Genomic DNA, 26,065 nt, shown 5'->3' on the forward strand with positions numbered 1-26,065 from the left:
ACCCGTGGTGTCTCCCCCCTATTAGTCTGGGGGGGGGGGTGGGGGTGGGGGTGGCGCTGGCCCCGTTTTTGGCGCCCCACCCCCCGGCCCCCCCCCCCCGCTCCCACATGGATCTCCAGACAGTTTCCCTCCTTGAGGCCCCCCCATGTCTTTCGATCTGAGCGCACGTCTGGCTTCCCGGCGCGCTGACAACCTCTACCGCCAGCGCCCCTTGTTGCAAAGCCCGCAAGGACCCGAAGTGGTGGTCGACGGCAAGCCGTTGCTGGCGTTCTGTAATAACGATTACCTGGGGCTGGCCAATCATCCCGAGATTATCGCCGCCTGGCAGGCCGGTGCTGACAAGTGGGGTGTTGGCGGCGGTTCTTCGCATCTGGTGATTGGTCATAGCAGCCCGCATCACGAACTGGAGGAAGCGCTGGCCGAGCTCACCGGGCGCCCGCGTGCGCTGCTGTTCTCCAATGGTTACATGGCCAATCTTGGTGCCGTTACTGCGTTGGTGGGGCAGGGCGATACCGTCCTCGAGGACCGGCTCAATCACGCGTCACTGCTGGATGCCGGTTTGCTCAGCGGCGCCCGCTTTTCCCGGTATCTGCACAACGATGCCCAGAGTTTGAGTTCACGTCTGGAGAAAGCCGTTGGCGATACGCTGGTGGTTACTGATGGCGTGTTCAGCATGGACGGCGACATCGCCGATTTGCCGACGTTGGCCCAAACCGCGAAAGCCAAAGGCGCCTGGCTGATGGTCGATGACGCTCATGGTTTCGGCCCCTTGGGAGCCAATGGCGGGGGCATCGTCGAACACTTCGGTCTAGGCATCAATGAGGTGCCGGTATTGATCGGCACGCTGGGCAAGGCGTTCGGCACATCCGGGGCCTTCGTGGCTGGCAGCGACGAGTTGATCGAAACCATGATTCAGTTTGCCCGCCCCTACATCTACACGACCAGTCAGCCGCCCGCGCTGGCTTGCGCAACCCTGAAAAGCCTTGAGCTGCTGCGCACCGAGCATTGGCGTCGTGAACACCTGACGCAACTCATCGCGCAGTTTCGCGCCGGGGCCGAACAGATTGGCCTGACGCTGATGGACAGCTTCACGCCGATCCAGCCGATCCTTATTGGCGATGCCGGGCAGGCGCTGCGACTTTCGGAAATGCTGCGTGAACACGGTCTTCTGGTGACCGCGATTCGTCCTCCTACCGTACCCGTAGGCAGCGCGAGACTGCGCGTGACGTTATCCGCCGCACACAGCACCGCACAAGTGCAGCTATTGTTGAATGCATTGGCGCAGTGTTACCCGCTGCTGGGCATGAGCGAACAGGCGGAGCCAGAGCATGCGTGATCGGTTGATTCTGTTACCGGGTTGGGGCTTGGGTATCTCGCCTCTGGAGCCTTTGGCCGCTGCGTTGCGTGGCCTGGATGATCATTTGCGGGTGGAAATCGAGCCGTTGCCAGATCTGGACAGCAGCGACCCTCGCGAATGGCTCGATGAACTGGATTCGACGTTACCCGATGACGCCTGGCTGGGTGGCTGGTCGCTGGGCGGCATGCTCGCGGCAGAGTTGGCGGCGCGTCGGGGTGAGCGTTGCTGTGGCTTGGTGACGCTGGCCAGCAACGCCAGTTTCGTGCCTCGCGGCGCCTGGCCCAATGCAATGCCTGCCGGAGATTTCGATGCGTTTCTGACCGGGTGCATCGATCATCCTGACGCGACCGTGAAGCGCTTCAGTCTGCTGTGCGCGCAAGGTGCTGAGGATCCACGTGCGATTTCACGCCTGCTCAAGGCTGGCGCGCCACATGGCCCGGTCAACTCGTTGGTGCATGGCCTGCAATTGCTGGAGCAACTCGATACCCGTAGCGCGTTGCAAACATTTCGGGGGCCGCAGTTGCACCTGTTCGCAGGACTGGATGCCTTTGTTCCGGCCGAAGCTGCGAGCGATCTGCTGGCGCTTTTACCCGACGTGGAGGTGGGGCTGATCGAGCAGGCCAGCCACGCCTTCCTGCTGGAAAATCCTCACGGTGTCGCGGCGGCGATCCACGCGTTTCTTCATGAGTCCGGTGATGACTGATCTTTCCAATCCACGGCTGCCAGGCGGTTTGCCAGATAAACGCCAGGTGGCTGCATCTTTTTCCCGTGCAGCGGGCAGCTATGACAGCGTTGCCGAGTTGCAGCGCGCGGTGGGCGGCGAACTGTTTTCACGTCTCCCTGCCGAGCTTAAACCCGCTCGCTGGCTGGATCTTGGCAGTGGCACCGGCTATTTCAGCCGGGCACTGGCCGAGGCGTATGACGGTACCGAAGGGGTTGCGCTGGACATTGCCGAAGGCATGTTGCGCCATGCACGGCCGCTCGGTGGCGCTGAACATTTTGTGGTTGGCGATGCAGAGCGCATGCCGCTGCGGGATGAGCATTTCGGGCTGATTTTCTCCAGCCTCGCGGTGCAGTGGTGCGCGGATTTTGCTGCGGTGCTGGGGGAAGCCCGTCGGGTGCTGCAGCCCGGTGGAGTATTCGCTTTTGCCAGTCTGTGTGTCGGCACACTTTATGAGCTACGCGACAGCTGGCAGGCGGTCGACGGTATGGTTCACGTCAATCGCTTCCGGCAACTCGAGGAATACCGTCGGCTGTGCGCAGCGAGTGGTATGCGCGTGCGCTCCATTGAGGTCAGGCCTCATGTTTTGTACTACCCGGATCTGCGCAGCCTCACTCACGAGTTGAAGGCTTTGGGTGCACACAATCTGAACCCGGGACGCCCAGGCGGTTTGACCGGACGCGCACGGCTACTAGCCTTGATTGAGGCGTACGAAGGTTATCGTCAGCCACAAGGTTTACCGGCGACCTACCAGGTCGTCTACGCGGTGCTGGAAAAAACCGTCTGAGTTCTTCATGTCAAAAGGGATTGCCGAGATGAGCCGTGCGTACTTCATCGCAGGCACCGACACCGATGTCGGTAAAACCACCATCGCTGCGGGGCTGCTACAGGCTGCCCGATCCAGTGGATTGAGTACCCTTGCAGGCAAGCCGGTGGCTTCGGGCTGTGCGGTTGGCCCTGACGGGCTGCGTAACCCGGACGCTCTTGCACTGATGGCCGAGAGTTCTGTGAAGTTGGGTTATGACGAGGTCAACCCGTTTGCCTTCGAGCCCGCCATCGCGCCCCATCTGGCCGCCCGTGAGGCGGGTGTCGCCTTGACGGTGCAGGCGCTGCTCGGCCCGATGCGTTTATTACTGGCCCGCAATGCCGATTTCACCCTGATCGAAGGCGCGGGCGGCTGGCGCGTACCCTTGGCGGATCAGGCCAATCTGTCGGATTTGGCCATCGGCCTGCAATTGCCCGTGATTCTTGTCGTCGGCGTGCGGCTGGGGTGTATCAGTCATGCGTTGCTGACTGCCGAGGCCATCGCTGCAGATGGGCTGCAGTTGGCGGGGTGGGTGGCCAATATCATCGATCCGAAAACCTCACGGCTTGAAGAGAATCTGGCGACCCTTGCTGAGCGATTGCCTGCGCCGTGTCTGGGGCGCGTCCCTAAATTGAAGAAAGCAGGCGCTGACGCGGTGGCGGAGTATCTGCATCTGGAGTTGCTGGATTGATCGCTGCGTGGTTTATGCAGGAGCAGCCGAAGGCCGCGATTGCGGTCTGTCTGACCCACCGCTTCGCGACCGTCGTAACCTCCGATGGCTCCTACCGGGAATCGGTGTGGCTAGAATGTGCGCCACTGCACAAAAAATGATCAATGTAGTGCAGGCCGAAACAGTAAACTGGCCAGGCCAGAAAGACTAAGCCTATGAAGAGGCTTTGTGCCATTAGTCTTTTTGTCGGGTGTTTCACCGGGTTTACTGCTTAAATAAGCCCGTGTTCGCTTTACGAACAGAGGATCGATTTATGCAAATCACCATGAACAACACGCTGTATCCAGGCCTTAGCGCTATGGAAGTTGGGCAGTCGCGTGTCGATCAGGCGGCTACTCAAATCGCCAGCAGCAATATTGAAGTCTCCGGCAGAAGCCAGTCTTCGGACTTCCAGCTGGAAAACCTGCGTTCGGTTGATCGCTCTCAGCGTTCAGATCTGTCCGCTAATCTGGTTGAGATGGCCTCTGGCAAAAACCAGGTTGAAGCCGGTGTAGCCGTGCAAAAAGCCAGCGACGAAATGCTCGGCACTTTGATTGATACTTACGCCTGATTGATACCTGCGCCTGATTCATCCCTCCTTTGTAACTCTCCTTTGCCGTGCGATCTTCGCACGGCACGCGCTGAATTTCCTGCTATCACCCGCTTCTATTTCCTCTGCCCCACCTCTGCAAATTCGCCTCTCTGAACTAGACTCACGCCATCGACGAACGGCTTGTGCTGCGCTGCACGCCTGAATCTGTACGCCCTGCAAACCATCTGAAAATGAAAGGTTGTGGACGCATGCTTGACAAGGTTTGGGCGTAAACGTATGTTTCAAACATCTGTTTGACCGCTAGGCATCCGAGATTGTCCGGTGGTTGGGGAACGTTCCCGCAGCGACCGATCGGTCACACATTTCCAGGTTTCATCAGCAGAGGTTTATCGCTATGCCTGACTACAAGGCCCCCTTGCGTGATATTCGCTTCGTTCGTGACGAACTGCTCGGCTACGAAGCGCATTATCAAAGTCTGCCGGCTTGCCAGGACGCTACTCCAGATATGGTCGACGCCATTCTTGAAGAAGGCGCCAAGTTTTGTGAGCAGGTGCTGGCACCGCTGAATCGTGTTGGTGATCTGGAAGGTTGTACCTGGAGCGAGTCAGGCGTGAAGACGCCGAGCGGGTTCAAAGAGGCTTACAAGCAATTCGTCGAAGGCGGCTGGCCAAGTCTGGCCCACGACGTTGAGCACGGCGGTCAGGGCTTGCCGGAATCGCTGGGCCTTGCGGTCAGTGAAATGGTTGGCGAGGCCAACTGGTCGTGGGGCATGTATCCAGGCTTGTCTCATGGTGCGATGAACACCATTTCCGAGCACGGTACCGAAGAGCAGCAGCACCAATATCTGACCAAGCTGGTTTCGGGCGAATGGACCGGCACCATGTGCCTGACCGAATCCCACTGCGGCACCGACCTGGGCATGTTGCGTACCAAGGCCGAACCACAGGCTGATGGCTCGTACCGGGTTACCGGCACCAAAATCTTTATCTCGGCTGGCGAACACGACATGGCCGACAACATCGTCCACATCGTATTGGCGCGCCTTCCGGACGCTCCAGCGGGTACCAAAGGCATCTCGCTGTTCATCGTGCCGAAATTCCTGCCAAACGCTGACGGCAGCGTTGGCGAGCGCAACGCCGTGACCTGTGGTTCTCTGGAACACAAGATGGGCATCCACGGCAACGCGACCTGTGTGATGAACTTCGACGCGGCTACTGGCTTCCTGATCGGTCCTGCGAACAAGGGCCTCAACTGCATGTTCACCTTCATGAACACCGCGCGTCTGGGTACCGCACTGCAAGGTCTGGCCCACGCTGAAATCGGTTTCCAGGGTGGTCTGAAATACGCACGTGATCGTCTGCAAATGCGTTCCCTGACTGGCCCGAAAGCGCCGGACAAGGCTGCTGACCCGATCATCGTTCACCCCGATGTGCGGCGCATGCTGCTGACCATGAAGGCGTTCTCTGAAGGCACCCGCGCCATGGTGTACTTCACCGCCAAACAGGTGGATATCGCCAAGTACAGTGAAGACGCTGAGCACAAGAAGCAGGCTGACGCGCTGTTGGCATTCATGACGCCGATTGCCAAGGCGTTCATGACTGAAGTGGGCTTTGAGTCCGCTAACCACGGTGTACAAATCTACGGTGGACACGGTTTCATTGCCGAGTGGGGCATGGAGCAGAACGTTCGCGACAGCCGTATTTCGATGCTGTACGAAGGCACCACCGGTATTCAGGCGCTGGACCTGTTGGGTCGTAAAGTGCTGATGACTCAAGGCGAGGCGCTCAAGGGCTTCACTAAGATCGTCCACAAGTTCTGCCAGAACAACGAAGGCGCCGAAGCGGTTCAGGAGTTCATCACTCCGCTCGCAGCTTTGAACAAGGAATGGGGCGAACTGACCATGAAAGTGGGCATGGCCGCCATGAAAGATCGTGAAGAAGTCGGTGCCGCCTCGGTGGACTACCTGATGTATTCCGGTTATGCCTGCCTGGCGTACTTCTGGGCTGACATGGCACGTGTGGCTTCCGAAAAACTGGCTGCCGGTACCAGCGAAGAGGCGTTCTATACCGCCAAGCTGCAGACTGCGCGTTTCTACTTCCAGCGCATCCTGCCACGTACCCGTTCGCACGTTGCCGCCATGCTGTCGGGTGCCAACAACCTGATGGACATGAAAGAAGAGGATTTCGGCCTGGCTTACTAAGCCTCGCCGGTTTCACTCAAAGCCGCTTCTCCTTCGGGGGAAGCGGCTTTTTTTTGGGGAGCGGATCCCGGTAGGAGCGAACTTGTTCGCGAGGCGATGTGTCAGGTATGGCTGTTCGCGAACAAGTTCGCTCCTACCGGTGATGTCATCGCCCATTCGGGTCCTGCGCAAAGCAAATCCGGATGAGGCAGGGATTACGGGTAGGAGCGAACTTGTTCGCGAGGCGGTGTGTCAGGTATGGCATTTCGCTGCCGTCACGCGATCTTCATCTCCTGCCAATAAACATTTCCGGGATCCTGCCGTTAAAGAAAGTAGCCTGCTATTTAGTTCTTCTGAATGCATATCCGAGCGGATGAAGGCACAATGCCAGCTACTGAGTTCTTTACCCTGTGATGGGTAGGAGACATCCCTTTTGTTGCGTTCTTCTGCTGCACGTTTGAGTCATTTTTTGCCGTCGCTATTTTTATTGCTTGCGGGGCTGGCGGCCGCCTATGTCAAAGACTTGAACGTGTTCTTCACGTCCCTGTTCAACGTGCTGCCTACGCTGGTTCTTCTGCTGGGCGGCGCGTATTGCTGTGTCTATCGGCGTCAGCGCGAGCTGTTCTTGATGATCACCGTGTATACCGCTTACTTTCTGCTCGATACCCAGACCGATTATTTCCGCGACAACGGCGTTGTTCGTGAAGACGCGGCTGTGGTGTTCCACCTGGTGTGTCTGCTATTGCCGCTGCTTTATGGCGTTTACGCCGCGTGGGAGGAGCGAACTCATCTGGTTCAAGACCTGATAGCGCGGCTTGCGGTGTTGGTCGCTGTCGGCGCGGTTGCGCTGGGGCTTGAGCAGAGCTACCCCGCGGCATTGCTCGCTTCGCTGGCGGAAATCCGTTGGCCAGCGTTGCATGGCTCGTGGATGAGCCTGATTCAGCTGTCTTATCTGTCCTTCCTGATTGCCTTCGGCCTGTTGATTGCGCAATACGTTCGCAAGCCTCGGCCGTTGCATGCCGCGCAGTTGATCGGGTTGCTGGGGTTATTCTGGGCGCTGCCGAAAACGTTCATTTTGCCGTTCACCCTGAACATCATGTGCAGTCAGGTGATGTTGATGATTGCCGCCGGTGTTGCCCATGAGGCCTATCAAATGGCGTTCCGCGACGAACTGACCGGCTTGCCCGGGCGTCGGGCTCTCAATGAGCGCATGCAGCGTCTGGGGCGTAATTACGTCCTGGCGATGAGCGACGTCGATCATTTCAAGAAATTCAACGATACCCACGGCCATGACGTAGGTGATCAGGTGCTGCGTCTGGTGGCCAGCAAACTGTCGAAGATCACTAATGGCGGCGGCAAGGCTTATCGCTACGGCGGTGAGGAATTCGCCATTGTCTTTGCGGCAAAATCCATCGAGGAATGTATTCCGCATCTGGAAGCCATTCGCGAAGTGATCGCCAACTATGAAATCCAGTTACGCAATCCGGATAACCGTCCAAAAGACGATCAGCAAGGTCGTCAGCGTCGAGGTGCAGGGCCCGCGACCAGCGTGTCGGTGACCGTCAGCATTGGTGTTGCCGAGCGGCTGCCGGAGCACCGTACCCCCGAAGAAGTCCTCAAAGCCGCCGACCAGGCGTTGTATGCGGCCAAAAGTGCGGGGCGTAACTGCGTCATGTCTCACGGGCAGAGCACCAAGCGCGGTGCTGTGCGGACCGCAGCAGCTTAGGCTTTAATTCCTGGCAACCCTTTTCTTGCAGATGTGTAGGAGCGCGCTTGCCCGCGATGCTTTCGCTTGGGCGCCTAATCAGCACTGAGATCAAAATCTAACACGGGCAAGCGTGCTCCTACGGTTACTCTTTAGTGACCAGATCATATAATAAAGTCACAAATCGACCCTATGTGTCGCTCTCGGTGTTCGAGTACACTCGTCCCATCGATCTTGATTTCGTGTGTTTTCTGCGCGATTACTCTACTCCAGACGTTCCGCTCCTGTTCCCGTGAGGTTTGCCATGGCTGACTACAAAGCGCCGCTGCGCGATATGCGTTTCGTACTTAATGAAGTCTTCGACGTCTCGAAGCTTTGGGCGCAGTTGCCAGCGCTGGCCGAAACCGTTGATGCCGAGACAGTCGAAGCGATCCTGGAGGAAGCAGGCAAAGTCACCAGCAAGAGCATCGCGCCGCTGAGCCGCAATGGTGATGAACAAGGCTGCAGCTGGAACGATACTGCCGTCACCACCCCCACTGGATTTCCACAGGCCTATCAAACCTATGCCGAAGGCGGCTGGGTAGGCGTTGGCGGTAATCCTGATTTCGGCGGCATGGGCATGCCCAAAGCAGTTTCGGCTCAGGTCGAGGAGATGCTCAATTCGGCAAGCCTGGCCTTTGGTCTGTATCCGATGCTGACTTCGGGGGCATGTGTTTCGATCAATACCCACGCCACCGAAGAACTCAAGGCGACGTACCTGCCCAATATGTACTCCGGCGCCTGGTCTGGCTCGATGTGCCTGACTGAAGCGCATGCCGGTACTGATCTGGGCATTATTCGTACGAAAGCCGAGCCTCAGGCCGATGGTTCGTACAAAGTCAGCGGTACGAAGATTTTCATCACCGGTGGCGAGCACGACCTGACCGAGAACATCATCCATCTGGTGTTGGCCAAGCTGCCGGATGCTCCTGCAGGGCCTAAAGGCATCTCGCTGTTCCTGGTGCCCAAGTTCATGGTCAATGCCGATGGCAGCCTGGGCGCGCGTAATACCGTGAGCTGCGGCTCTATCGAGCACAAGATGGGTATCCAGGCTTCAGCAACCTGCGTGATGAACTTCGATGAAGCGACGGGTTATCTGATCGGTGAGCCGAACAAAGGCCTGGCGGCGATGTTCACCATGATGAACTACGAGCGCCTTGGTGTCGGTATCCAGGGCCTGGCCTCCGGCGAGCGCTCTTATCAGAACGCTATTGAATATGCTCGTGATCGTCTGCAAAGCCGTTCACCGACGGGCGCTCAACAGCCCGAAAAAATGGCTGACCCGATCATCGTGCACCCTGATGTCCGGCGCATGTTGCTGACCATGAAGGCACTCAACGAAGGCGGCCGTGCGTTCTCCACTTACGTGGCCATGCAGCTGGATATCGCCAAATTCAGCGAAGACGAAATTGCGCGGCAGCGAGCTGATGAGCTGGTGGCGTTGTTGACACCAGTGGCCAAGGCATTTCTGACCGACATGGGGCTGGAAACGACCATTCACGGTCAACAGGTGTTTGGCGGCCATGGCTATATTCGTGAGTGGGGCCAGGAGCAATTGGTGCGTGATGTGCGCATCACCCAGATTTACGAAGGCACTAACGGCATTCAGGCTCTGGATCTGGTCGGTCGCAAGATCGTGGGCAGTGGTGGGGCGTATTACACGCTGTTTGCTGATGAGGTCCGTGGCTTCATCGCTGGCTCTGATGCGTCGTTGAGTGAGTTCACCAAGCCATTGGGTGCGGCACTCGACACGCTGGACGAGTTGACTCACTGGGTTCTCGATCGCGCCCGCAATAATCCTCAGGAGATCGGCGCAGCTTCAGTCGAGTACCTGCATGTATTTGGCTACACCACTTACGCTTACCTGTGGGCGATGATGGCAAAAGCCGCGCTGGGTAAGGAAGCTCAGGAAGATTTCTACGCCAGCAAGCTGGGTACTGCGCGTTTCTACTTCGCTCGCTTGCTGCCACGTATCCACTCGTTGAGCGCGTCGGTCAAGGCGGGAAGTGAGTCGCTGTTCCTGCTGGACGCGGCGCAATTTTGACGACAGAAGCTTTGTAAGCATTTGCTTACAGTGCGTGGTGCTGTTTTGCCTCTATCGCTGTAATGGATCCAAAGTTAATCTTTGTTCCACGGACGTAGCGCAGGAAGCGCAACAAATAACACGGACACGTAAGGATGCCTGCCAGGATGGTGGGGAGAAATGGATGTCAGGGAAACAGTCTGCAAAACCCCGCCTAGGCGGGGTTTTCTTATTGGGGGCGATTTAACTGCAGGCAAGCTGCGGGCTTGATCGATACCGTTGAGGCACCCAGTTACGTTAGGTAATGGCTTGTTGCCAGATCAAAATGGAACCTCTTTCATCACCCATGGGTCCATTCGCTGTGTGGCTTACGAGAGCCATTTAATCTGGAGTTAACCCATGGACATTATTCGCATCATTTTCGCAATTCTGCTGCCGCCCGTGGGCGTCTTCATGCAAGTCGGTTTCGCTGGCGCGTTCTGGCTGAACATCCTGCTGACGATCCTTGGCTACTTCCCCGGCATCATCCACGCTGTGTACATCATCGCCAGCCGTAAGTGATTCGCTGAACATGTTGGAGCGAGGCTTGCCCGCGAATCTATCGCCTCGGTGTGCCTGAAACGCCGCGTTATCGTTCTTCGCGGGCACGCCTCGCTCCAACAGATAAACGCGCTAGCCCACCCGAAACTTCGCCACCATTCCCTGCAAATGCGTGCCCAAGCGCGCCAGCTCGACGCTGGACGCGGCTGTTTGATCGCTTGCCGCAGCCGTCTGCTCTGAAACATCCCTGACACTGATGATATTGCGGTTGATCTGCTCGGCCACCGCGCTTTGTTCTTCGCTGGCGGTGGCGATCTGTTGGTTCATGTCCTGAATGGTCGATACGGTGCGGGTGATCTGCTCCAGCGCGTTACCCGCGCGGCGGCTCAACTGCACGCTGTTGTCGGTCAGGCTGCGGCTGTTGTCCAGTGTCGTGGCCACTTGTTGAGTGCCGCTCTGCAGTGCTGCGATCAAGTCTTCGATTTCCTCGGTGGACTGCTGGGTGCGTTGCGCCAGACCGCGAACTTCATCGGCAACCACGGCAAAGCCCCGTCCCGCTTCCCCGGCTCGCGCGGCCTCGATGGCGGCGTTAAGCGCCAGCAGGTTGGTTTGCTGCGAGACTGATTTAATGACATCCAGCACACCACCGATTTTGTCGCTTTCCAGCTTCAGCAGATTCATGGCCTGAGTCGATTTCTTGACCTCCTCTGCCAACTGCTCAATTTGCCCGATGGCCTGCCCGACGACCTGGTCACCTTCCCGGGCCTGCTGGTCGGCTTGCGCGGCTGCTTGAGAGGCGTCTTGAGCACTGCGCGCCACTTCATGCACGGTAGCGGTCATTTCGTTCATGGCTGCGGCCACCTGATCGGTCTCGTCTTTCTGACTGTTGACCCCGATGCTGGTCTGTTCGGTCACGGCAGACAGTTGCTGCGCCGCATCGGTAATCTGCGCGACGCCCTGGCTAATCCCGCTGATTAACTGTCGCAAGCTCATCGTCATGGCCTGCATGCTGCCTTGCAGTTGTCCCATTTCGTCTTTGCGCTGGACCTGCAGGTCTTTGCTCAAGTCGCCCTTGGCGATTCTTTCTGCGGCCGCCAGAGTTTCGCGCAGCGGCGCGATAATCTGTTGCGTCATGACCCACGCGGCAAGCAAGCCAAGCAGCATGGCCATTGCTGCAACGCTGCTGAGTGTGGTGCGTGAGGCGCCGGCTTCTGTGTCGCGTTGCTGGCTTTGCAGGGCAAGCAGTTCGGCGACACTGCTCAGCATTTTGTCACCGAGGTCTTCGAGCGTTTCCTGAGCGGCTTCCACTTTGACCTGGCTGTCCTTGAACTGAGTGAGCTGAGCACGATAGCGCTCAAGCGCCTCTTTAGCCGGTTGCAAGCCTTTCAGGCTGGCGTCGGCCTGATCCTGGCCAATCTGCTGCACCTCTTTCAATGATTCGTCGATAGCCGCGATAGCTGCTGTTTCGTAGGCCTCGTGCGCAGTGAAGGTGTAGGCCTGCACCTGAAAGCGAGCATTCTGAATCTGCTGTTTGAGTTGTGAGATGTTGGTGAACTCTTCCAGCCTTTCGCCATTGTCCTGTTCCTGGCTAACCGCTTTGAGCACTTCACTCTCAACCAGCGCAACGGCCTGCACCGCTTGTTCCGATTGTTGCTCAAGCTGGGTTCGGGACAGGTCTCGCCGGTGGTTCTCTTCACTGAGCGTCGTGAAGGTGTGCTCCATGTCGGATACGATTTTGCTTTGCCCGGTCAGTAAGTTAACGCTGGTACTGTCGTCGGTTTCTTTCCGCAAGGTGGCCAGATGGCTCTCTAGCCCATTGAGCTGATTGACCACCTTGTTCGCATTTTCAGAGCTGTTTTTCTGGCGATAGATGATGCGGTCAGTCCGCAAGTCTTTGGTCATGTTGCTCAGCAGCCCGATGGAAGTCAGGGACTCCGAGCGCTCGATCATGGTGTCCAGGCCATGCCAGCCCGTCAGGGTGATGGCCATCGTGAGCATCAGTACCAGACCGAAACCCAGCGATAACTTGAGTCTCACGCTGGCATTGCCAAGTGTGTGATTGATCCATCGAAACATCGGGAAGCTCCTGCAAATGTGCGAAACAGGTAGGCACCTGGATAGCCAGGGCCTACGTTGTCAGCGCATCGGCTGGAGAAAGAAGAGCGCGACCTGAGCAGGTCGTAGGGGGATTCTGAGTGGAGTGTGTGAATGGGGTTACACGGTTTATGTCGGAGCTGCCCCGGTGTCTATGTCTCCCCGCTGTCTCGCGGCAAACATGGGATCTGTTGGAGCGAGGCTTGCCCGCGAAGAACGATAACGCGGTGCATTTGGCCTATCGAGTCGACTGGTTCGCGGGCAGGCCTCGCTCCAACACAAAAACCTCACTTATTCAGTAAGTTGTAATTTGTTCGAAAGCGCTTCCGAAGGCTGCGAAGCGCTTATCCTGACACTCCGCTATCGCAGCCTTCGGCAGCTCCTACAGATGATTCTGAGCTGTTAAACCTTGAACTTGCTCACCATCACCTGCAAATGATTACCCAGCCGCGCCAGTTCAACACTGGACGCTGCGGTTTCTTCGCTGGCTGCTGAGGTTTGCTCGGAAACGTCGCGCACGTTAAGAATGCTGCGATTGATCTCTTCGGCGGTAGCGCTTTGCTCTTCTGCGGCAGCGGCAATTTGCTGGTTCATCGCCTGTATCGCCGAAACGGTCTTGGTGATGTTTTCCAGCGAGCTACCGGCCCGGCGCGTTAACTCCACGCTGCTGACGGTCAGTTCCCGGCTGTTATCCATGATGGTCGCTACTTGCTGTGTGCCACTCTGCAGGCCTGCAATCAGTTGCTCAATCTCTTCAGTGGACTTCTGAGTGCGCTGGGCGAGGCTGCGCACTTCGTCAGCGACCACTGCGAAACCACGTCCGGCTTCACCGGCACGCGCGGCTTCGATTGCGGCGTTGAGGGCAAGCAGGTTGGTCTGTTGTGCCACCGACTTGATCACATCCAGCACGCTGCCAATCTTGTCGCTTTCGCGCTTGAGCTCGTTCATCGCTTCGGTAGAGTTGCCCACTTCCGAGGCCAGACGTTCGATTTGGGTTATCGCTTCGTTAACCACGCGATCACCTTCACGAGCCTGCTGATCGGCTGCGACGGCCGCTTCAGATGCTTCCTCGGCGTTACGCGCGACTTCCTGCACAGTGGCGGTCATTTCGTGCATCGCGGTGGCCACTTGATCGGTCTCGACTTTCTGGCTGTTCACCCCGGCGCTGGTTTGCTCCGTCACTGCAGATAGCTCTTCTGCCGCGCTGGCAATCTGGGTCACCCCGTCGAGAATCCCGCTGATCAACTGGCGCAGGTTGACGGTCATGCGCTGAATGCTGGTTTGCAACTGACCCATCTCGTCGCGGCGATCAACGATCAGGTCATGACTCAAGTCGCCGTTGGCAACGCGCTCGACAATGTTCAGGGTCTGCAGCAATGGAACGACGATCTGACGGGTGATGATCCAGGCCGCGATTGCGCCGAACAGCAGGGCCAGCACGGTGACCAGCGTCAGGGTCGATTTGGCTTTTGAACTCTCCGCTTCGCGCTTCTTGTACTGGTCACCGTTAAGTTTTGCGCTCAGGTCGAGCAGGTCCGTACCTTCTTTGGTCATGATTGCCAGCGCTTCTTTACTGGCGGCCTGTGCGTCGCGGTATTGATCCACCGCTGACTGATAGGCTTTCAAACCGGCTGTTGCGCCCTGCAGGCCCGACAAGTAGGTCGACGGGATGCTGCCTGCCAGCGTATTGATACCGACCAGCGCTTCATCGATGGCGGCTCTGGCGTTCTTTTCGAACTCCGGTTTACCGCTGTAGGTGTAGCCCCGGACCTGAAAGCGGGCTTGCTGGATCAGTTTGCTGACTCCGACGGCATCGTTGAACTGCACAATACTGTCACCCTGCAGCAAAGCTGCTTCGATTTTGTCGATTTCGACAACAGCTCTGTCGGCCGCATCCCCCATCAAGCTCCGGCTGGCTTCACGAGCGGTGATGGCCTTGATCATTTCGTTGAACGTTTTGCGATAGTCATTGGCCGATTGTTGCTGCTCTTCCAGCCACTGCTGGCTATCGAGGCTGACGACCATGCCGCGCGCTTTCTTGATGCTGGCGTCGACTTTATCGAGGGTGGCATTCATGGCTGCAGCAGCTTCAGCATCGTACTGACGCTCATAGACCAGGCGACGGATACGCAGCTCCATGGTTTGGTTGGCGACATCCGCGATCGCTCCTAGCTTGTCGCCACGTTCGATCAGTGCTCCGACGCTGAGCCAGCCGGTCACTGTGATCAATGCGGTCAACAGTAAAACCAGGCCGAAACCAAACCCGAGTTTTAGACGGACGCTCATATTGCCGAGACTTTTGCCGAGCAAACCCATGCGGAACTCCTTGGGATGAACTTGTTATAGGTATTTTCCTACAACCTGCATCGGCAGGGAGAAGTCGAACTGAAGGGCGGAACGTTATGGTCACTCCTACAGAGGTCGCGTTTACCTCGCGCTAGTGCTATGCGAAAGGCAAAGGGCAGCGTCTACAAAAGTGTTTGCTGTCTATCAGAACAACCGGGCCAACAACGCAGTCACCGCCGTTTCAACCCGCAGGATGCGGTCGCCGAGTTGCACCGGTTGCAGGCCTGCTTTGCTGAGCAGGTCAATTTCATAGGGAATCCAGCCGCCCTCGGGGCCAATGGCCAGGGTGACTTGCCCGGTTACAGCGCGTGGGCAGGCGGGGAAGGTGCCGGGATGTCCGACCAGACCCAACGTGCCTTGGGCCAGTTGTGGCAGGCGATCCTCGACAAACGGTTTGAAGCGCTTTTCGATAATAATCTCGGGCAACACACTGTCGCGTGCTTGTTCAAGGCCGAGAATCAGTTGCTCGCGAATAGCTTGAGGTTCAAGGAATGGCGTCTGCCAGAAGCTTTTTTCCACACGATAACTGTTGAGCAGAATGACCTTGGGCACCCCCATGGTCGCAACCGTCTGAAACACCCGACGCAGCATTTTCGGGCGGGGCAGGGCCAATAACAGGGTTAGCGGGAGTTTGGCGGGCGGGGCGCTGTCGAGGGTAACGCGCAACTCGGCTTCATGTGCTTCGAGTCGCAGCAGTTCGGCGCTGCCCAGCAGGCCGTCAATACGGCCTACGCGCAAGGTGTCGCCGACTGCTGCGCGATGCACCTCTTGCATGTGCTTGAGGCGCCGGTCGCGCAGTACGACCCGGTCAGCCGCAACAAAATCGGCGTCTTCGAGAAGCAGCAGGTTCACGGCTGAGTCGCGGGCGGCTGGTCTTGCTTGTCTTGTTCGGGCTGATCATCGGCATGATCGCCGCGTTTGGTGATCAGCGAACTGCACAACACCCCAATCTCGAACAGCAGCCACATCGGCACAGCCAGCAGTGTCTGGGAGAAGATGTCCGGTGGTGTCAGGATCATACCGACCACGAAGCAACCGATGATCACGTAAGGGCGGATCTTTTTCAGGTACTTCACGTCAACGATGCCGATCCACACCAGCAGCACGACGGCTACTGGAATCTCGAACGCCACACCGAACGCAAAGAACAGCGTCATGACGAAGTCCAGATAACTGGCGATGTCCGTCATCATCGAAACGCCTTCCGGCGTCACGCTGGCGAAGAAGTGGAATATCAGCGGGAAGACCAAGTAATAAGCGAAGGCCATGCCCGAATAGAACAGGATGATGCTCGACACCAGAAGCGGTACCGCGACGCGCTTCTCATGCTTGTACAGGCCTGGTGCGATAAAGCCCCAGATCTGATGCAGGATCACCGGCATGGCCAGGAACAGCGCCACCATCATGGTCAGCTTGAACGGCGTGATGAACGGCGAGGCCACATCGGTGGCGATCATCGTTGCACCTTCGGGCAGGAAAACCCGGAGCGGCGCCGAAACGAAGGTGTAGATCTTCTGGGTGAAGTAAAACAGGCAGGCGAAGATCACGAAAATCGCCAGTACGCATTTCAGCAGGCGCGAACGGAGTTCTGTGAGGTGCGAGACCAGCGGCATTTGCTGGTCGTTTTCCGGAATATCGCTCATGGGGCTCGCGGTGGCAGTGACGAATCGTTGGCGGAAGATGCGTTGGGTAATGGCGCTGCTGGCGACACGTGCGCAGGTTCAGTCTCGACATGGGGCGTCGGTTCAGCAGCGGGCGTAGTGCCCGCCGGAGCAGCCGGACCCAGATCAGCGGCAGGTGTCACAGACGGCGTGTTCGGGATGGTCGAAACCACCGGCTCAGCAGGCGTCTGCTCAGTTGCCGGAGGCGGATTGGCCGGCTGCTGCTGCGGAGACATGATCTTGCGCGCTTCTTCTTCCAGCGACAGGATGTGCTCGTTATGCAGTTGCCGACGGATTTCATCGGCGCCTATTTCGCGTTCAACTTCCTGTTTGATCGCATTGAAACTGCGCTTGAGCCGACCGATCCACAGGCCGGCGGTACGCGCAGCGCCCGGCAGACGCTCGGGGCCAAGCACCAACAGGGCGACGAGACCGACCAGCAGCAGTTCAGAGAAGCTGATACCAAACATTCAATACGACCTAGTCTTTGCGGATTGGCTCTTCGACTTTATGCGCTTGCGCGTCGATGGTGTGCGGCTGGTTCAGGGGCGAGCCCTGTGGCGCAGCTTGCGGCGGTTGCTGAGGTTGCACCGGCGGTTGCTCGGCAGGCTTCTCATCATCGTTCATGGCTTTACGAAAGCCCTTGATCGACTCACCGACATCGCTGCCCAGACCCTTGAGCTTCTTGGTGCCGAACACCAGTACCACGACAACCAGAATGACGATCCAGTGTTTCCAGTCAAAAATACCCATGAAGCAATCCTCGTAGAAATTTCAAGCTCGAAAGTGAAAGTCAGTCAGCGGTGCGTGCGGCTTTTTCCGCATGCCCGGACAAGCCGAAACGACGGTCCAGTTCATCGAGCACTGCCTGTGGATGCTGACCGAGTGACGCAAGCATCACCATGCTGTGGAACCAGAGGTCAGCGGTTTCGTAGATGACATCGCTGCAATCGCCGCTGACAGCGGCATCCTTGGCGGCAATGATGGTTTCGACCGACTCTTCGCCGACCTTTTCCAGAATCTTGTTCAGTCCCTTGTGATACAGGCTGGCGACGTAAGAGCTGTCGGCAGCGGCACCTTTGCGCGACTCCAGCACTTCGGCCAGGCGGGTCAAGGTATCAGTCATGTTTCAGTGTCCTGCGTGATAAATAGCTTCAGGATCTTTCAGAACCGGTTCAACGGTCTTCCAGGTGGCGTCTTCATAGACGCGGTAGAAGCAGCTTTCGCGCCCGGTATGGCAGGCAATGCCGCCAATCTGCTCAACCATCAGGATGATCACATCGGCATCGCAGTCCAGACGCAGTTCATGAAGCTTCTGCACATGTCCCGATTCTTCGCCTTTACGCCAGAGTTTGCCACGCGAACGCGACCAATAGATTGCACGATTCTCTGCGGCGGTAAGGCTGAGGGCCTCACGGTTCATCCAGGCCATCATCAGAACGCGCCCGGTCTTGTGATCCTGAGCAATGGCAGGCACCAGACCGTCGCTGTCCCACTTGATTTCGTCCAGCCAGTCTTTCATATCTACTCCGGCAGCCGGGCTTCAGGCCTCGGCGGATTCAACAGTGTGCCAGCGGCCAGCGCTGCTGGCTATCGGCGGATGACCAGATACAGGCCCGCCACCAGCATGATCCAGGCGGGCCAGGCGATCGGCGCCACCAGTGCAGTGCCTTCAGCGAACAGCGTCGAGGCCATTACCGCACCGCCGCCCAGCAGCGCCGAACCCAGCAAGCGCAACGCCCAGCCATCACCGCGCTCGCGCCAGGGCGGCGGCGGATCGGCCTTGTGCGGTTGCGACATGCGCTCCAGCAGGTCGCGAGTCATGTTGGCCAGGTGAGGTATTTGCTCGACCTGAGATTGCAGATTGCCGAACAATGTTTTCGGGCTGACGCGTTCACGCATCCAGCGCTCCAGAAACGGCTGCGCGGTGCTCCACAGATCCAGATCCGGATACAACTGACGGCCCAGGCCTTCGATATTCAACAGGGTCTTCTGCAACAGGACCAGTTGCGGCTGGACTTCCATGTTGAAGCGCCGGGCCGTCTGGAACAGACGCATCAGCACCTGACCGAAGGAAATATCCTTGAGTGGCTTCTCGAAGATCGGCTCGCATACGGTACGAATCGCGGCTTCAAACTCGTTGAGTTTGGTTTCTGCTGGCACCCAACCCGAATCGATGTGCAACTGGGCAACGCGACGATAATCGCGTTTGAAGAAGGCAAACAGGTTACGGGCCAGATAATCCTGATCTTCCGGTGTCAGGCTGCCGACGATCCCGCAATCGATAGCGATGTATTGCGGGCTCCACGGGTTGACTGTGCTGACGAAAATATTGCCGGGGTGCATGTCGGCGTGGAAGAAGCTGTCGCGGAATACCTGGGTGAAAAAAATCTCCACGCCGCGTTCGGCCAGCAACTTCATGTCGGTGCGCTGATCCGCCAGGGTGGCCAGATCGTTGACCTGAATCCCGTAGATGCGCTCCATGACCAGGACTTTCGGGCGGCACCAGTCCCAGTACACCTGAGGCACGTAAAGCAGTTCCGAGCCTTCGAAATTGCGTCGCAACTGGCTTGAGTTGGCCGCCTCGCGGAGCAAGTCCAGTTCGTCGTAGATAGTCTTCTCGTAGTCGGCAACCACGTCGACCGGGTGCAGCAGACGGGCGTCAGCGGACATTCGCTCAGCGGTACGGGCCAGAATGAATAGCCAGGCGAGGTCCTGGCCAATGACCGGCTTGAGGCCCGGCCGCACAACTTTGACAACGACTTCTTCGCCCGTCTTCAGGCGCGCCGCGTGGACCTGCGCCACCGAAGCCGAGGCCAGCGGTGTTACGTCGAAACGACTGAACACCTCACTGATTTTCGCACCCAGTTGTTCCTCGATCAGTTTGATCGCCACTTGTGGGTCGAACGGCGGAACGCGATCCTGCAACAGCATCAGTTCGTCGGCGATGTCCTCGGGCAGCAGGTCGCGGCGGGTAGACAGTATTTGCCCGAACTTGATGAAGATAGGACCAAGGTCCTGCAGCGCCAGACGCAGGCGCGCCCCTCTAGGCAACTCGGCGTTATTGCGCGGCAGCAAGCGCCACGGCATGACGAAACGCGTGGCTTTCATCCACCAGGGCAGCGGCAGAGCGAACAGCAAGTCATCGAGACGGTAGCGGATCACGACACGCTGGATACGAAACAAACGGCGGACGGCAAGCAGCTTCATGCGTTATCGCTGGAGTCAGAGGATTGGGCGAGACGCTCAAAGCGCGCCTCAAGGCGTTCCAGATCAAGTTTGATCCGGTCTAGTTCGGCAAAACGTGCTTCAGCTTCGTGTTTCCCCACCAGCGTGCGCGACTCTTCGTTCAAATAGTCCGCAAGGCTCTGGCTGAGGTTGGTAAAGCTGTCTTTGCTCCAGCGTGCGCGGCTGCGCAGGTGATCACCCAGCAAGGTAGTGGCTACCGGGCCGAGCCAGCGGGACAGCTCGTACTCCCAGTCCAGTTCGAGATCCTGAAGGATGCCGACCAGTTCCAGTAACACGCCACTGTCGCCGTCCAGTTCGACATCGGGACCATGCAGCACCGCGCTCTTGTCCTGGCTCACAGCCAGCCTCATCAGGCTGGCCGCAGGCGCGCGCAGTGTGCAATCGGCCTCGACCTCCCAGTGGGAGGCCAGCAGCAGGCCTTCATCGCTGGGCATGATGAACAGCTTCAGCGACGGGTTACGGCAATCCACCGCAATCACTTTGCCCGACAGACGCTCAAGGCGTGGCAATGCGGTGCTGTCCAGACGCAACACGCGGTTGATGCCGTGCTCGACGCTGGCGAGCAAGCCGCTAAGCAACATCAGGGTTTGATGCCGCGATGCAGTGCCACGACGCCTGCGGTCATGTTGTGGTAGGTCACGCGGTCAAAACCGGCTTCGACCATCATCGACTTCAGGGTTTCCTGATTCGGGTGCATGCGGATCGACTCGGCCAGATAGCGATAGCTTTCCGAGTCATTGGTGACCAGCTTGCCCATCAGCGGCATGAACGCGAAGGAGTAAGCGTCATAAGCCTTGGACATCAGCTTGTTGGTCGGCTTGGAGAACTCCAGCACCAGCAGGCGACCGCCCGGCTTGAGTACGCGCAGCATCGAGCGCAGCGCATCTTCCTTGTGAGTGACGTTACGCAGGCCGAAAGCGATGGTCACGCAGTCGAAATGGTTGTCAGGGAACGGCAGCTTTTCAGCGTCGGCCTGAACAAATTTGACGTTGCCTGCCACGCCCAGGTCCAGCAGACGGTCGCGACCGACCTTGAGCATGGACGCGTTGATGTCAGCCAGCACCACTTCGCCGGTAGGGCCAACAAGGTGGGCAAACTTCTTGGTCAGGTCGCCTGTACCGCCCGCGATATCCAGCACACGGTTGCCGGTGCGAACGCCGGAGAGTTCGATTGCGAAGCGCTTCCAGAGGCGATGCATGCCGCCGGAGAGCAGGTCGTTCATCAGGTCGTACTTGGCTGCGACGGAGTGGAACACCTCCGCAACTTTCTCGGCCTTCTGGCTTTCCGGCACGTTTTTGTAGCCGAAGTGAGTAGTAGGTTCGGCATCGCTGCCTTTGCGCGGATCATTCATATCGCGTTCACCGGAATAAAGTGTTGCCATTCTAATCGCCGTGGCTGGCTTTGTCTTGACAAGGCTCACCGCCAACAGTTTCTTCATCCGGGGTGGCTGTTATAGTTGCCCCACGATTTACCTTGCGCTGAAGGAGCCCCTGGATGGCCAAAATTACTGTTGAACGCCCGCACACGCTGGGTAAGGAAAAGGCCCGCGAGAAGGCTGAGTTGCTGGTCGAGAAGCTGGCCGACAAGTACGGTATCGAGCACGAATGGAAAGGCGACGTCGTCAAACTGGAAGGCAAGGGCGCCAAAGGGACTGTTGATGTTGAGGACGCGCTGGTGCGCGTTAACCTGGAGCTGAATTTTTTCCTGTCGGCCATGAGCGGGCAGATTCAGGCAGAAGTCGAGCGGCAACTGGATAAGGCGTTATTGGCCTGATGCGACAACATGCCGGTGGCTGGCAAATTTCTCTGTAGGAGTGAGCTTGCTCGCGATGGCGTCAGGTCCGCCAAATAAGATTTGAATGACCTATCGAATCGCGAGCAAGCTCACTCCTACAGAATTAATTTTTGCAGCGGCGTCGCGATTTCCTACACCCCTTCAACACCACCCAAACCTAGGGTGAGCATTCTAATTTTTCCGGCTAATTTCGTGTCCATGCCCCGTTGTCCCTGGGGGCGATCCTCAAACATTCGAGCGTGAGGTTCATCATGGCCAAAGTTACGTTGAAGAAAAAAGTCAAAGACGTAGAAACCAAGTCGGTCTCCGACGTCCGCCTGTATGCCCGCAAGGTCTGGCTGGCGGGGCTGGGTGCCTACTCCTGGGCGGGTCAGGAAGGCGCTGAATACTTCAAGGAGCTGGTCAAAGTTGGCGAGCAGACCGAGAAGAAAGCCAAACAGGTGATCGACGATAAGGTTGATGCAGCCAACAGCGAGATCGATTCCGCTAAAAGCGAGCTGACATCGGTCAAGGGGCGAGTCGAGTTGCAACTCGACAAAATCGAAAGCGCATTCGATCGACGGGTCGCCAGCGCCTTGAATCGCATAGGTATACCGTCTAAACATGATGTGGAGACACTCTCTGCTAAGCTCGATGAGCTGACGGCATTGCTTGAACGTGTCGCGCGTAAACAATAAGGAGAGCAGGATGGCTGGCAAGAAAAAAATCGAGAAAGAAGGCAGCTCCTGGATTGGCGAGGTCGAGAAGTACTCCCGCCAAATCTGGCTGGCTGGTTTAGGCGCTTACTCCAAGATCAGCAATGACGGCAGTAAGCTTTTTGAAACCTTGGTAAAAGATGGCGAAAAGGCCGAAAAACAGACCAAGGTCGAAGTCGATAAACAAGTCGATTCGGCCAAGGACTCTGCCAAGGCTGCGAAGTCTCGTGTGGGTGATGTCAAAGACCTCGCGCTGGGCAAATGGAGTGAGCTGGAAGGGGCTTTCGACAAGCGCCTGAACAGCGCCATTTCGCGTCTGGGCGTACCGAGCCGCAATGAAGTAAAGGCATTGCACAGCAAGGTTGATCTGCTGACCAAGCAAATCGAGAAGCTGACAGGTGCGTCGGTAACCCCTGTTTCAAAAGCGCCTGTTTCCAAGGCCGCGGCGTCTAAACCAGCGACCAAAACCACCGCCAAACCACTGGTTAAGGCCGCCGCGAAACCGGTTGCCAAGGCCGCTGATAAAGTTGCCGCGAAAACCGCAGCAGCCAAACCGGCCGTGAAAGCAGCAGCGGCCAAACCCGTTGCCGCCGCTAACAAGGCTGCGACTAAAACCGCGACCAAGGCCAAGTCCGTAGCGGCCAGCAAACCGGCTGCGGCGAAAAAACCGGCCGCTGCCAGGAAACCTGCTGCGCCAAAGGCGGCACCGAAGGCTGCGGCTAAACCTGCACCGAAACCTGCACCGAAACCCGCAGCCGCACCAACCGCAACACCAACGCCCGCGGCGACCAATACCGCAGCAGCACCGGCATCGACTACGCCGTCGACACCGGCCAGCCAGTCCTGATTCGAGGGCTGTAATGCAAAAGCCCGATCTGCGAAAGCAGGTCGGGCTTTTTTGTGCCGCCGGTCCGGGCAAACACAGATTCTGTAGGCGCGAGCTTGCTCGCGATGGCGGTCTGTCAGTCGATGAATATATCGACTGTGCTGGCGCTATCGCGAGCAAGCTCGCTCCTACAGAAAATGCATTTCATTCCTCCAGATAATGCCTCGCCAGTTGCTGCGCCGCATACCGTGAACCCGGCGTCAGATGCGGCGCGACAAGCATCATGATCTGGTAAACCACGACCCTCACTTCAGCTTCACGCCCCAGAATTCGTTGGTAGTCCAGCGAGAACAGCAAGGTCATGGTGATTTGCTCCACCAGTTGCCCCAATGCCTGGGTATCACTAATGACCTGGCCTTCCGCTTTCAGGCGTGCCAGTAACGACGCCAGCGTGCGCTTGAGGCTATTGAGCAGGTTGCGAATACCGCGAGCCAGTTTGGGTAGTCGCCCCGCCAGGTTGGACAAGTCCTGAAACAGGAAGCGGTAGTCGGCCAGCCGCTCGACGATCAAATGCAGGAACAACCAGTAATCCTCGGCGGCCAGTTGTGCATCTTCGGGTGGGTTCAGCAGTGGCGAAAGCTCTGCCTGGAAACGCTCGAACAGGCCGAGCACCAAAGGCTCCTTGCCGTGGAAGTGGTAGTAAAGATTGCCAGGGCTGATGCCCAGTTCGTTAGCAATTTCCAAGGTCGAGACATTGGGTTCACCCTGTTGGTTAAACAACGTCAGGGCGCATTCAAGGATTCGGTCGCGGGTTTTCATCCGGTCTTCTTGTTGGCAGATAATTTCGAATGGAAATGTGTGCACTTGTAGGAGCTGCCGAAGGCTGCGAATAGGGCCCTCATGGCACACCGCTTTCGCAGCCTTCGGCAGCTCCTACAAGGGATTAGTGCCAAGCGTTTTACCGAACATGGACATAAGTCCCCGGTGCAGCCTCCATGGGCGTGTAAGTAGTGTTGCCCAGCGCCATCCGGGTCTCGCGCTGAGTGCCCGACCGGGCTTGTATCCATTCCAGCCAGGCTGGCCACCAACTGCCCTCATGGTTTTTCGCGTCGTAAATCCATGCGCGTGGATCACTGCTGAGTTTGCCGCTCTCGACGTAATTGGCTTTGGGGTTACCCGGCGGGTTGAGAATACTCTGCACGTGGCCACTGTTGGCCAGCAGGAAACGACGGTCGCCACCCAGCAGCAGTGTCGAACGATAAACCGCGTCCCATGGCGTGATGTGGTCGTTGATGCCCGCAACATTGAAGCTGTCCACAGTCACCTTCTGCAGGTCAATGGGTGTGCCACAGACTTCCAGTCCGCCGGGGTGAGTCAGCGGGTTGTGCTTGAAGAAGTCCAGCAGATCGCCGTGCAGCGCGGCGGGCAGCCGGGTGCTGTCGTTGTTCCAGTACAGAATGTCGAAAGCGGGCGGTGCCTTGCCCAGCAGGTAGTTGTTGATCCAGTAACTCCAGATCAAATCATTCGGGCGCATCCAGGCGAAGATCTTCGCCATGTCCCGACCGTCCAGCACGCCTTGCTGATAGGAGCGACGCTTGGCGGCCTCTAGTGTCGTTTCGTCGATGAATAACGTCGCGGCGCTTTCGATCTGACTGTCCAGCAGGCTAACCATGTAAGTCGCGCTGGCGACTTTGCGCAGTTGCCGCTTAGCCTGCAAATGCCCTTGCAGCGCGGCGATGGTCAGTCCTCCAGCGCACGCACCGACCAGGTTTACTTCTTTGGCTCCGGTGATGGACCGGCATACAGCCATCGCTTCTTCGGTGGCTTGAACGTAGGTGGACAACCCCCATTCACGGTGCCGCACATCCGGGTTACGCCAACTGATCATGAACGTCTGCAAACCATTCTTGAGGCAGTACTGGACGAAGCTGTTGGCTGGGCTCAGATCAAAAATATAGTACTTGTTGATTTGCGGAGGCACGATCAACAGTGGCCTGGCGTACTGTTTTTCGCTCATGGGCTTGTACTGGATCAGCTCCAGCAGTTCGTTACGAAACACCACCGAGCCTTGAGTTGCCGCCACCGTGCGGCCTACTTCGAAAGCGTCTTTGGTGGTTTGTCGGGGCAGGCCGTTGTTGTGCAGCAGGTCATCGAACATGTGACCAAGGCCCTTGACCACGCTGTTGCCGCCGCTATTGAACAGCTCTTTGACCGCCATCGGGTTGAGCAAGGTATTGGAGGGTGAGAGGGCATCGTTGAGTAGCGAGAAAATGAAGTGTGCCCGTTCGCGATCATCCTTGGACAGGTCAGTCTCATCGATCCAGTGCCTGACCTGATGCTGCCATGCCAGATAAGTTTGTAGCCCGCGACGATACAGCGGGTTCAGGCTCCAGGTCGGGTCGGCGAAGCGGGTGTCGCGGGCAGGTAACTGATAGGGCGTCTCGCCCAGCAGCATGACACGGCCGACTTGCTTGCCCAGAGCCAGCGCGTGCCGGGCGCTGCGCAATGGATGCTGCAAGCCTTGGGCTGCGACCTTGCGCAACGTCGAAAACAAATCCTGGCCACGCAGACCAGTAATCGCGCTTTGTGCATTGATGTAAGTCGCCGGAGTGGTCTCGGCGCCTTTGGTTGATCGTTCTCGCATGGGGGCAACACTCCTTCGTTGTGCCATCGACCGATACATCTGTGCAGACGCGCCCCTTGAGGGCATGCGTCGTTCTGCGCCGTATAACTTCCATTCAAACGGCGCAGTCGGTGAAGCGTTGGTGC

25 protein-coding genes and 1 pseudogene are annotated in these 26,065 nt (G+C 57.8%); 12 read left to right on the forward strand and 14 right to left on the reverse strand.

Translation table 11 applies throughout. The annotated features are described in order from the left end of the window. Positions 1-145 precede the first annotated feature (145 nt). The 9 genes from bioF to ACYASS_RS20670 all read left to right on the forward strand — a co-directional run bounded on the left by bioF (position 146) and on the right by ACYASS_RS20670 (position 10,652). Complete coding sequence (bioF, locus tag ACYASS_RS20630; protein WP_463587497.1) at positions 146-1,336, forward strand: 8-amino-7-oxononanoate synthase; 1,191 nt, start codon at positions 146-148, stop codon at positions 1,334-1,336. Further along, a complete protein-coding gene (locus ACYASS_RS20635; protein ID WP_463587498.1) occupies positions 1,329-2,060 on the forward strand; it encodes an alpha/beta fold hydrolase in 732 nt (243 codons plus the stop codon). The genes bioF and ACYASS_RS20635 overlap by 8 nt, the downstream gene beginning before the upstream one ends. Next, positions 2,053-2,865 carry a malonyl-ACP O-methyltransferase BioC gene (gene bioC, locus ACYASS_RS20640; protein ID WP_463587499.1) on the forward strand — a complete coding sequence of 271 codons (813 nt, stop codon included), beginning with the start codon at positions 2,053-2,055 and terminating at the stop codon, positions 2,863-2,865. Before ACYASS_RS20635 ends, bioC begins: the two co-directional genes overlap by 8 nt. A gap of 28 nt (positions 2,866-2,893) precedes the next feature. Continuing rightward, the gene (bioD, locus tag ACYASS_RS20645) at positions 2,894-3,574 is read left to right on the forward strand and encodes a dethiobiotin synthase (RefSeq protein WP_243244345.1); all 681 of its coding nucleotides are present in this window, start codon (positions 2,894-2,896) and stop codon (positions 3,572-3,574) included. A 292-nt stretch (positions 3,575-3,866) separates the two neighbouring features. Further along, complete coding sequence (locus ACYASS_RS20650; RefSeq protein ID WP_122664119.1) at positions 3,867-4,163, forward strand: pyrroloquinoline quinone biosynthesis protein PqqE; 297 nt, start codon at positions 3,867-3,869, stop codon at positions 4,161-4,163. A 376-nt stretch (positions 4,164-4,539) separates the two neighbouring features. Beyond that, complete coding sequence (locus tag ACYASS_RS20655) at positions 4,540-6,345, forward strand: phenylacyl-CoA dehydrogenase (RefSeq protein WP_243244226.1); 1,806 nt, start codon at positions 4,540-4,542, stop codon at positions 6,343-6,345. A 412-nt stretch (positions 6,346-6,757) separates the two neighbouring features. Next, positions 6,758-8,050: a GGDEF domain-containing protein gene (locus ACYASS_RS20660; protein WP_463587500.1), complete on the forward strand. Its 1,293-nt coding sequence runs from the start codon at positions 6,758-6,760 to the stop codon at positions 8,048-8,050. 283 nt (positions 8,051-8,333) lie between these two features. Continuing rightward, positions 8,334-10,112 (forward strand): acyl-CoA dehydrogenase C-terminal domain-containing protein, encoded by a 1,779-nt coding sequence (locus tag ACYASS_RS20665; protein WP_463587501.1) that lies wholly within the window; start codon positions 8,334-8,336, stop codon positions 10,110-10,112. A 378-nt stretch (positions 10,113-10,490) separates the two neighbouring features. Beyond that, on the forward strand, positions 10,491-10,652 hold the full coding sequence (locus ACYASS_RS20670) for a YqaE/Pmp3 family membrane protein (protein ID WP_049826708.1): 162 nt from the start codon (positions 10,491-10,493) through the stop codon (positions 10,650-10,652). 111 nt (positions 10,653-10,763) lie between these two features. Here the strand turns inward: ACYASS_RS20670 and ACYASS_RS20675 are convergent, their stop codons facing one another. The 12 genes and pseudogenes from ACYASS_RS20675 to ubiE form a co-directional block, all read right to left on the reverse strand. Then, positions 10,764-12,707 (reverse strand): methyl-accepting chemotaxis protein, encoded by a 1,944-nt coding sequence (locus tag ACYASS_RS20675; protein ID WP_463587502.1) that lies wholly within the window; start codon positions 12,705-12,707, stop codon positions 10,764-10,766. 420 nt (positions 12,708-13,127) lie between these two features. Continuing rightward, positions 13,128-13,991 carry a methyl-accepting chemotaxis protein gene (locus tag ACYASS_RS20680; RefSeq protein ID WP_463587638.1) on the reverse strand — a complete coding sequence of 288 codons (864 nt, stop codon included), beginning with the start codon at positions 13,989-13,991 and terminating at the stop codon, positions 13,128-13,130. Next, a pseudogene (locus ACYASS_RS20685) lies at positions 13,983-15,041 on the reverse strand (methyl-accepting chemotaxis protein); the annotation flags it as partial. The gene ACYASS_RS20680 and the pseudogene ACYASS_RS20685, both read right to left, overlap by 9 nt. 174 nt (positions 15,042-15,215) lie before the next feature. Beyond that, on the reverse strand, positions 15,216-15,923 hold the full coding sequence (locus ACYASS_RS20690; RefSeq protein WP_463587503.1) for a 16S rRNA (uracil(1498)-N(3))-methyltransferase: 708 nt from the start codon (positions 15,921-15,923) through the stop codon (positions 15,216-15,218). Continuing rightward, positions 15,920-16,714, reverse strand: coding sequence for a twin-arginine translocase subunit TatC (gene tatC / locus ACYASS_RS20695; RefSeq protein ID WP_111754659.1), 795 nt, complete (start codon positions 16,712-16,714; stop codon positions 15,920-15,922). Before tatC ends, ACYASS_RS20690 begins: the two co-directional genes overlap by 4 nt. Beyond that, complete coding sequence (gene tatB / locus ACYASS_RS20700) at positions 16,711-17,202, reverse strand: Sec-independent protein translocase protein TatB (RefSeq protein ID WP_463587504.1); 492 nt, start codon at positions 17,200-17,202, stop codon at positions 16,711-16,713. The genes tatC and tatB overlap by 4 nt, the downstream gene beginning before the upstream one ends. A 10-nt stretch (positions 17,203-17,212) precedes the next feature. Then, positions 17,213-17,485: a twin-arginine translocase TatA/TatE family subunit gene (locus tag ACYASS_RS20705; protein WP_027901648.1), complete on the reverse strand. Its 273-nt coding sequence runs from the start codon at positions 17,483-17,485 to the stop codon at positions 17,213-17,215. 40 nt (positions 17,486-17,525) lie between these two features. Then, positions 17,526-17,858 (reverse strand): phosphoribosyl-ATP diphosphatase, encoded by a 333-nt coding sequence (locus ACYASS_RS20710; RefSeq protein WP_122664128.1) that lies wholly within the window; start codon positions 17,856-17,858, stop codon positions 17,526-17,528. Positions 17,859-17,861: 3 nt separating this feature from the next. After that, the gene (hisI, locus tag ACYASS_RS20715) at positions 17,862-18,254 is read right to left on the reverse strand and encodes a phosphoribosyl-AMP cyclohydrolase (protein WP_122664129.1); all 393 of its coding nucleotides are present in this window, start codon (positions 18,252-18,254) and stop codon (positions 17,862-17,864) included. Positions 18,255-18,322: 68 nt separating this feature from the next. After that, a complete protein-coding gene (gene ubiB, locus ACYASS_RS20720) occupies positions 18,323-19,942 on the reverse strand; it encodes a ubiquinone biosynthesis regulatory protein kinase UbiB (protein ID WP_463587505.1) in 1,620 nt (539 codons plus the stop codon). Continuing rightward, a complete protein-coding gene (locus tag ACYASS_RS20725) occupies positions 19,939-20,562 on the reverse strand; it encodes a ubiquinone biosynthesis accessory factor UbiJ (protein ID WP_463587506.1) in 624 nt (207 codons plus the stop codon). The genes ubiB and ACYASS_RS20725 overlap by 4 nt, the downstream gene beginning before the upstream one ends. Beyond that, a complete protein-coding gene (gene ubiE, locus ACYASS_RS20730) occupies positions 20,562-21,332 on the reverse strand; it encodes a bifunctional demethylmenaquinone methyltransferase/2-methoxy-6-polyprenyl-1,4-benzoquinol methylase UbiE (RefSeq protein WP_463587639.1) in 771 nt (256 codons plus the stop codon). Before ubiE ends, ACYASS_RS20725 begins: the two co-directional genes overlap by 1 nt. Positions 21,333-21,475: 143 nt before the next feature. Between ubiE and ACYASS_RS20735 the strand changes: the two genes are divergently transcribed. The 3 genes from ACYASS_RS20735 to ACYASS_RS20745 all read left to right on the forward strand — a co-directional run bounded on the left by ACYASS_RS20735 (position 21,476) and on the right by ACYASS_RS20745 (position 23,317). Then, positions 21,476-21,754 carry a polyhydroxyalkanoic acid system family protein gene (locus tag ACYASS_RS20735; RefSeq protein WP_243244238.1) on the forward strand — a complete coding sequence of 93 codons (279 nt, stop codon included), beginning with the start codon at positions 21,476-21,478 and terminating at the stop codon, positions 21,752-21,754. A 272-nt stretch (positions 21,755-22,026) separates the two neighbouring features. Further along, positions 22,027-22,452, forward strand: coding sequence for a phasin family protein (locus ACYASS_RS20740; protein ID WP_243244239.1), 426 nt, complete (start codon positions 22,027-22,029; stop codon positions 22,450-22,452). 10 nt (positions 22,453-22,462) lie between these two features. Beyond that, positions 22,463-23,317: a phasin family protein gene (locus ACYASS_RS20745; protein WP_463587507.1), complete on the forward strand. Its 855-nt coding sequence runs from the start codon at positions 22,463-22,465 to the stop codon at positions 23,315-23,317. A gap of 183 nt (positions 23,318-23,500) precedes the next feature. Here the strand turns inward: ACYASS_RS20745 and ACYASS_RS20750 are convergent, their stop codons facing one another. Together ACYASS_RS20750 and phaC are read right to left on the reverse strand one after the other, a co-directional pair. Next, positions 23,501-24,115 (reverse strand): TetR/AcrR family transcriptional regulator, encoded by a 615-nt coding sequence (locus ACYASS_RS20750; protein WP_463587508.1) that lies wholly within the window; start codon positions 24,113-24,115, stop codon positions 23,501-23,503. A 139-nt stretch (positions 24,116-24,254) separates the two neighbouring features. Beyond that, on the reverse strand, positions 24,255-25,940 hold the full coding sequence (gene phaC, locus ACYASS_RS20755) for a class II poly(R)-hydroxyalkanoic acid synthase (RefSeq protein ID WP_463587509.1): 1,686 nt from the start codon (positions 25,938-25,940) through the stop codon (positions 24,255-24,257). Positions 25,941-26,065 lie beyond the last annotated feature (125 nt).

It is taken from the genome of Pseudomonas sp. HP_14 (assembly GCF_055283875.1).

What these genes read in the sequence shown, in the direction of transcription:
- ACYASS_RS20740 (WP_243244239.1), top strand. Translation starts at nt 22,027, where the DNA reads ATGGCCAAAGTTACGTTGAAGAAAAAAGTCAAAGACGTAGAAACCAAG.
- ubiB (WP_463587505.1), bottom strand. Translation starts at nt 19,942, where the DNA reads ATGAAGCTGCTTGCCGTCCGCCGTTTGTTTCGTATCCAGCGTGTCGTG.
- tatB (WP_463587504.1), bottom strand. Translation starts at nt 17,202, where the DNA reads ATGTTTGGTATCAGCTTCTCTGAACTGCTGCTGGTCGGTCTCGTCGCC.
- phaC (WP_463587509.1), bottom strand. Translation starts at nt 25,940, where the DNA reads ATGCGAGAACGATCAACCAAAGGCGCCGAGACCACTCCGGCGACTTAC.
- bioC (WP_463587499.1), top strand. Translation starts at nt 2,053, where the DNA reads ATGACTGATCTTTCCAATCCACGGCTGCCAGGCGGTTTGCCAGATAAA.
- ACYASS_RS20680 (WP_463587638.1), bottom strand. Translation starts at nt 13,991, where the DNA reads ATGACCGTCAACCTGCGCCAGTTGATCAGCGGGATTCTCGACGGGGTG.
- ACYASS_RS20750 (WP_463587508.1), bottom strand. Translation starts at nt 24,115, where the DNA reads ATGAAAACCCGCGACCGAATCCTTGAATGCGCCCTGACGTTGTTTAAC.
- ACYASS_RS20705 (WP_027901648.1), bottom strand. Translation starts at nt 17,485, where the DNA reads ATGGGTATTTTTGACTGGAAACACTGGATCGTCATTCTGGTTGTCGTG.
- ACYASS_RS20745 (WP_463587507.1), top strand. Translation starts at nt 22,463, where the DNA reads ATGGCTGGCAAGAAAAAAATCGAGAAAGAAGGCAGCTCCTGGATTGGC.
- ACYASS_RS20665 (WP_463587501.1), top strand. Translation starts at nt 8,334, where the DNA reads ATGGCTGACTACAAAGCGCCGCTGCGCGATATGCGTTTCGTACTTAAT.
- ACYASS_RS20710 (WP_122664128.1), bottom strand. Translation starts at nt 17,858, where the DNA reads ATGACTGATACCTTGACCCGCCTGGCCGAAGTGCTGGAGTCGCGCAAA.
- hisI (WP_122664129.1), bottom strand. Translation starts at nt 18,254, where the DNA reads ATGAAAGACTGGCTGGACGAAATCAAGTGGGACAGCGACGGTCTGGTG.
- bioD (WP_243244345.1), top strand. Translation starts at nt 2,894, where the DNA reads ATGAGCCGTGCGTACTTCATCGCAGGCACCGACACCGATGTCGGTAAA.
- ACYASS_RS20655 (WP_243244226.1), top strand. Translation starts at nt 4,540, where the DNA reads ATGCCTGACTACAAGGCCCCCTTGCGTGATATTCGCTTCGTTCGTGAC.
- ACYASS_RS20635 (WP_463587498.1), top strand. Translation starts at nt 1,329, where the DNA reads ATGCGTGATCGGTTGATTCTGTTACCGGGTTGGGGCTTGGGTATCTCG.
- bioF (WP_463587497.1), top strand. Translation starts at nt 146, where the DNA reads ATGTCTTTCGATCTGAGCGCACGTCTGGCTTCCCGGCGCGCTGACAAC.
- ACYASS_RS20650 (WP_122664119.1), top strand. Translation starts at nt 3,867, where the DNA reads ATGCAAATCACCATGAACAACACGCTGTATCCAGGCCTTAGCGCTATG.
- ACYASS_RS20735 (WP_243244238.1), top strand. Translation starts at nt 21,476, where the DNA reads ATGGCCAAAATTACTGTTGAACGCCCGCACACGCTGGGTAAGGAAAAG.
- ACYASS_RS20675 (WP_463587502.1), bottom strand. Translation starts at nt 12,707, where the DNA reads ATGTTTCGATGGATCAATCACACACTTGGCAATGCCAGCGTGAGACTC.
- ubiE (WP_463587639.1), bottom strand. Translation starts at nt 21,332, where the DNA reads ATGAATGATCCGCGCAAAGGCAGCGATGCCGAACCTACTACTCACTTC.
- ACYASS_RS20670 (WP_049826708.1), top strand. Translation starts at nt 10,491, where the DNA reads ATGGACATTATTCGCATCATTTTCGCAATTCTGCTGCCGCCCGTGGGC.
- tatC (WP_111754659.1), bottom strand. Translation starts at nt 16,714, where the DNA reads ATGAGCGATATTCCGGAAAACGACCAGCAAATGCCGCTGGTCTCGCAC.
- ACYASS_RS20725 (WP_463587506.1), bottom strand. Translation starts at nt 20,562, where the DNA reads ATGTTGCTTAGCGGCTTGCTCGCCAGCGTCGAGCACGGCATCAACCGC.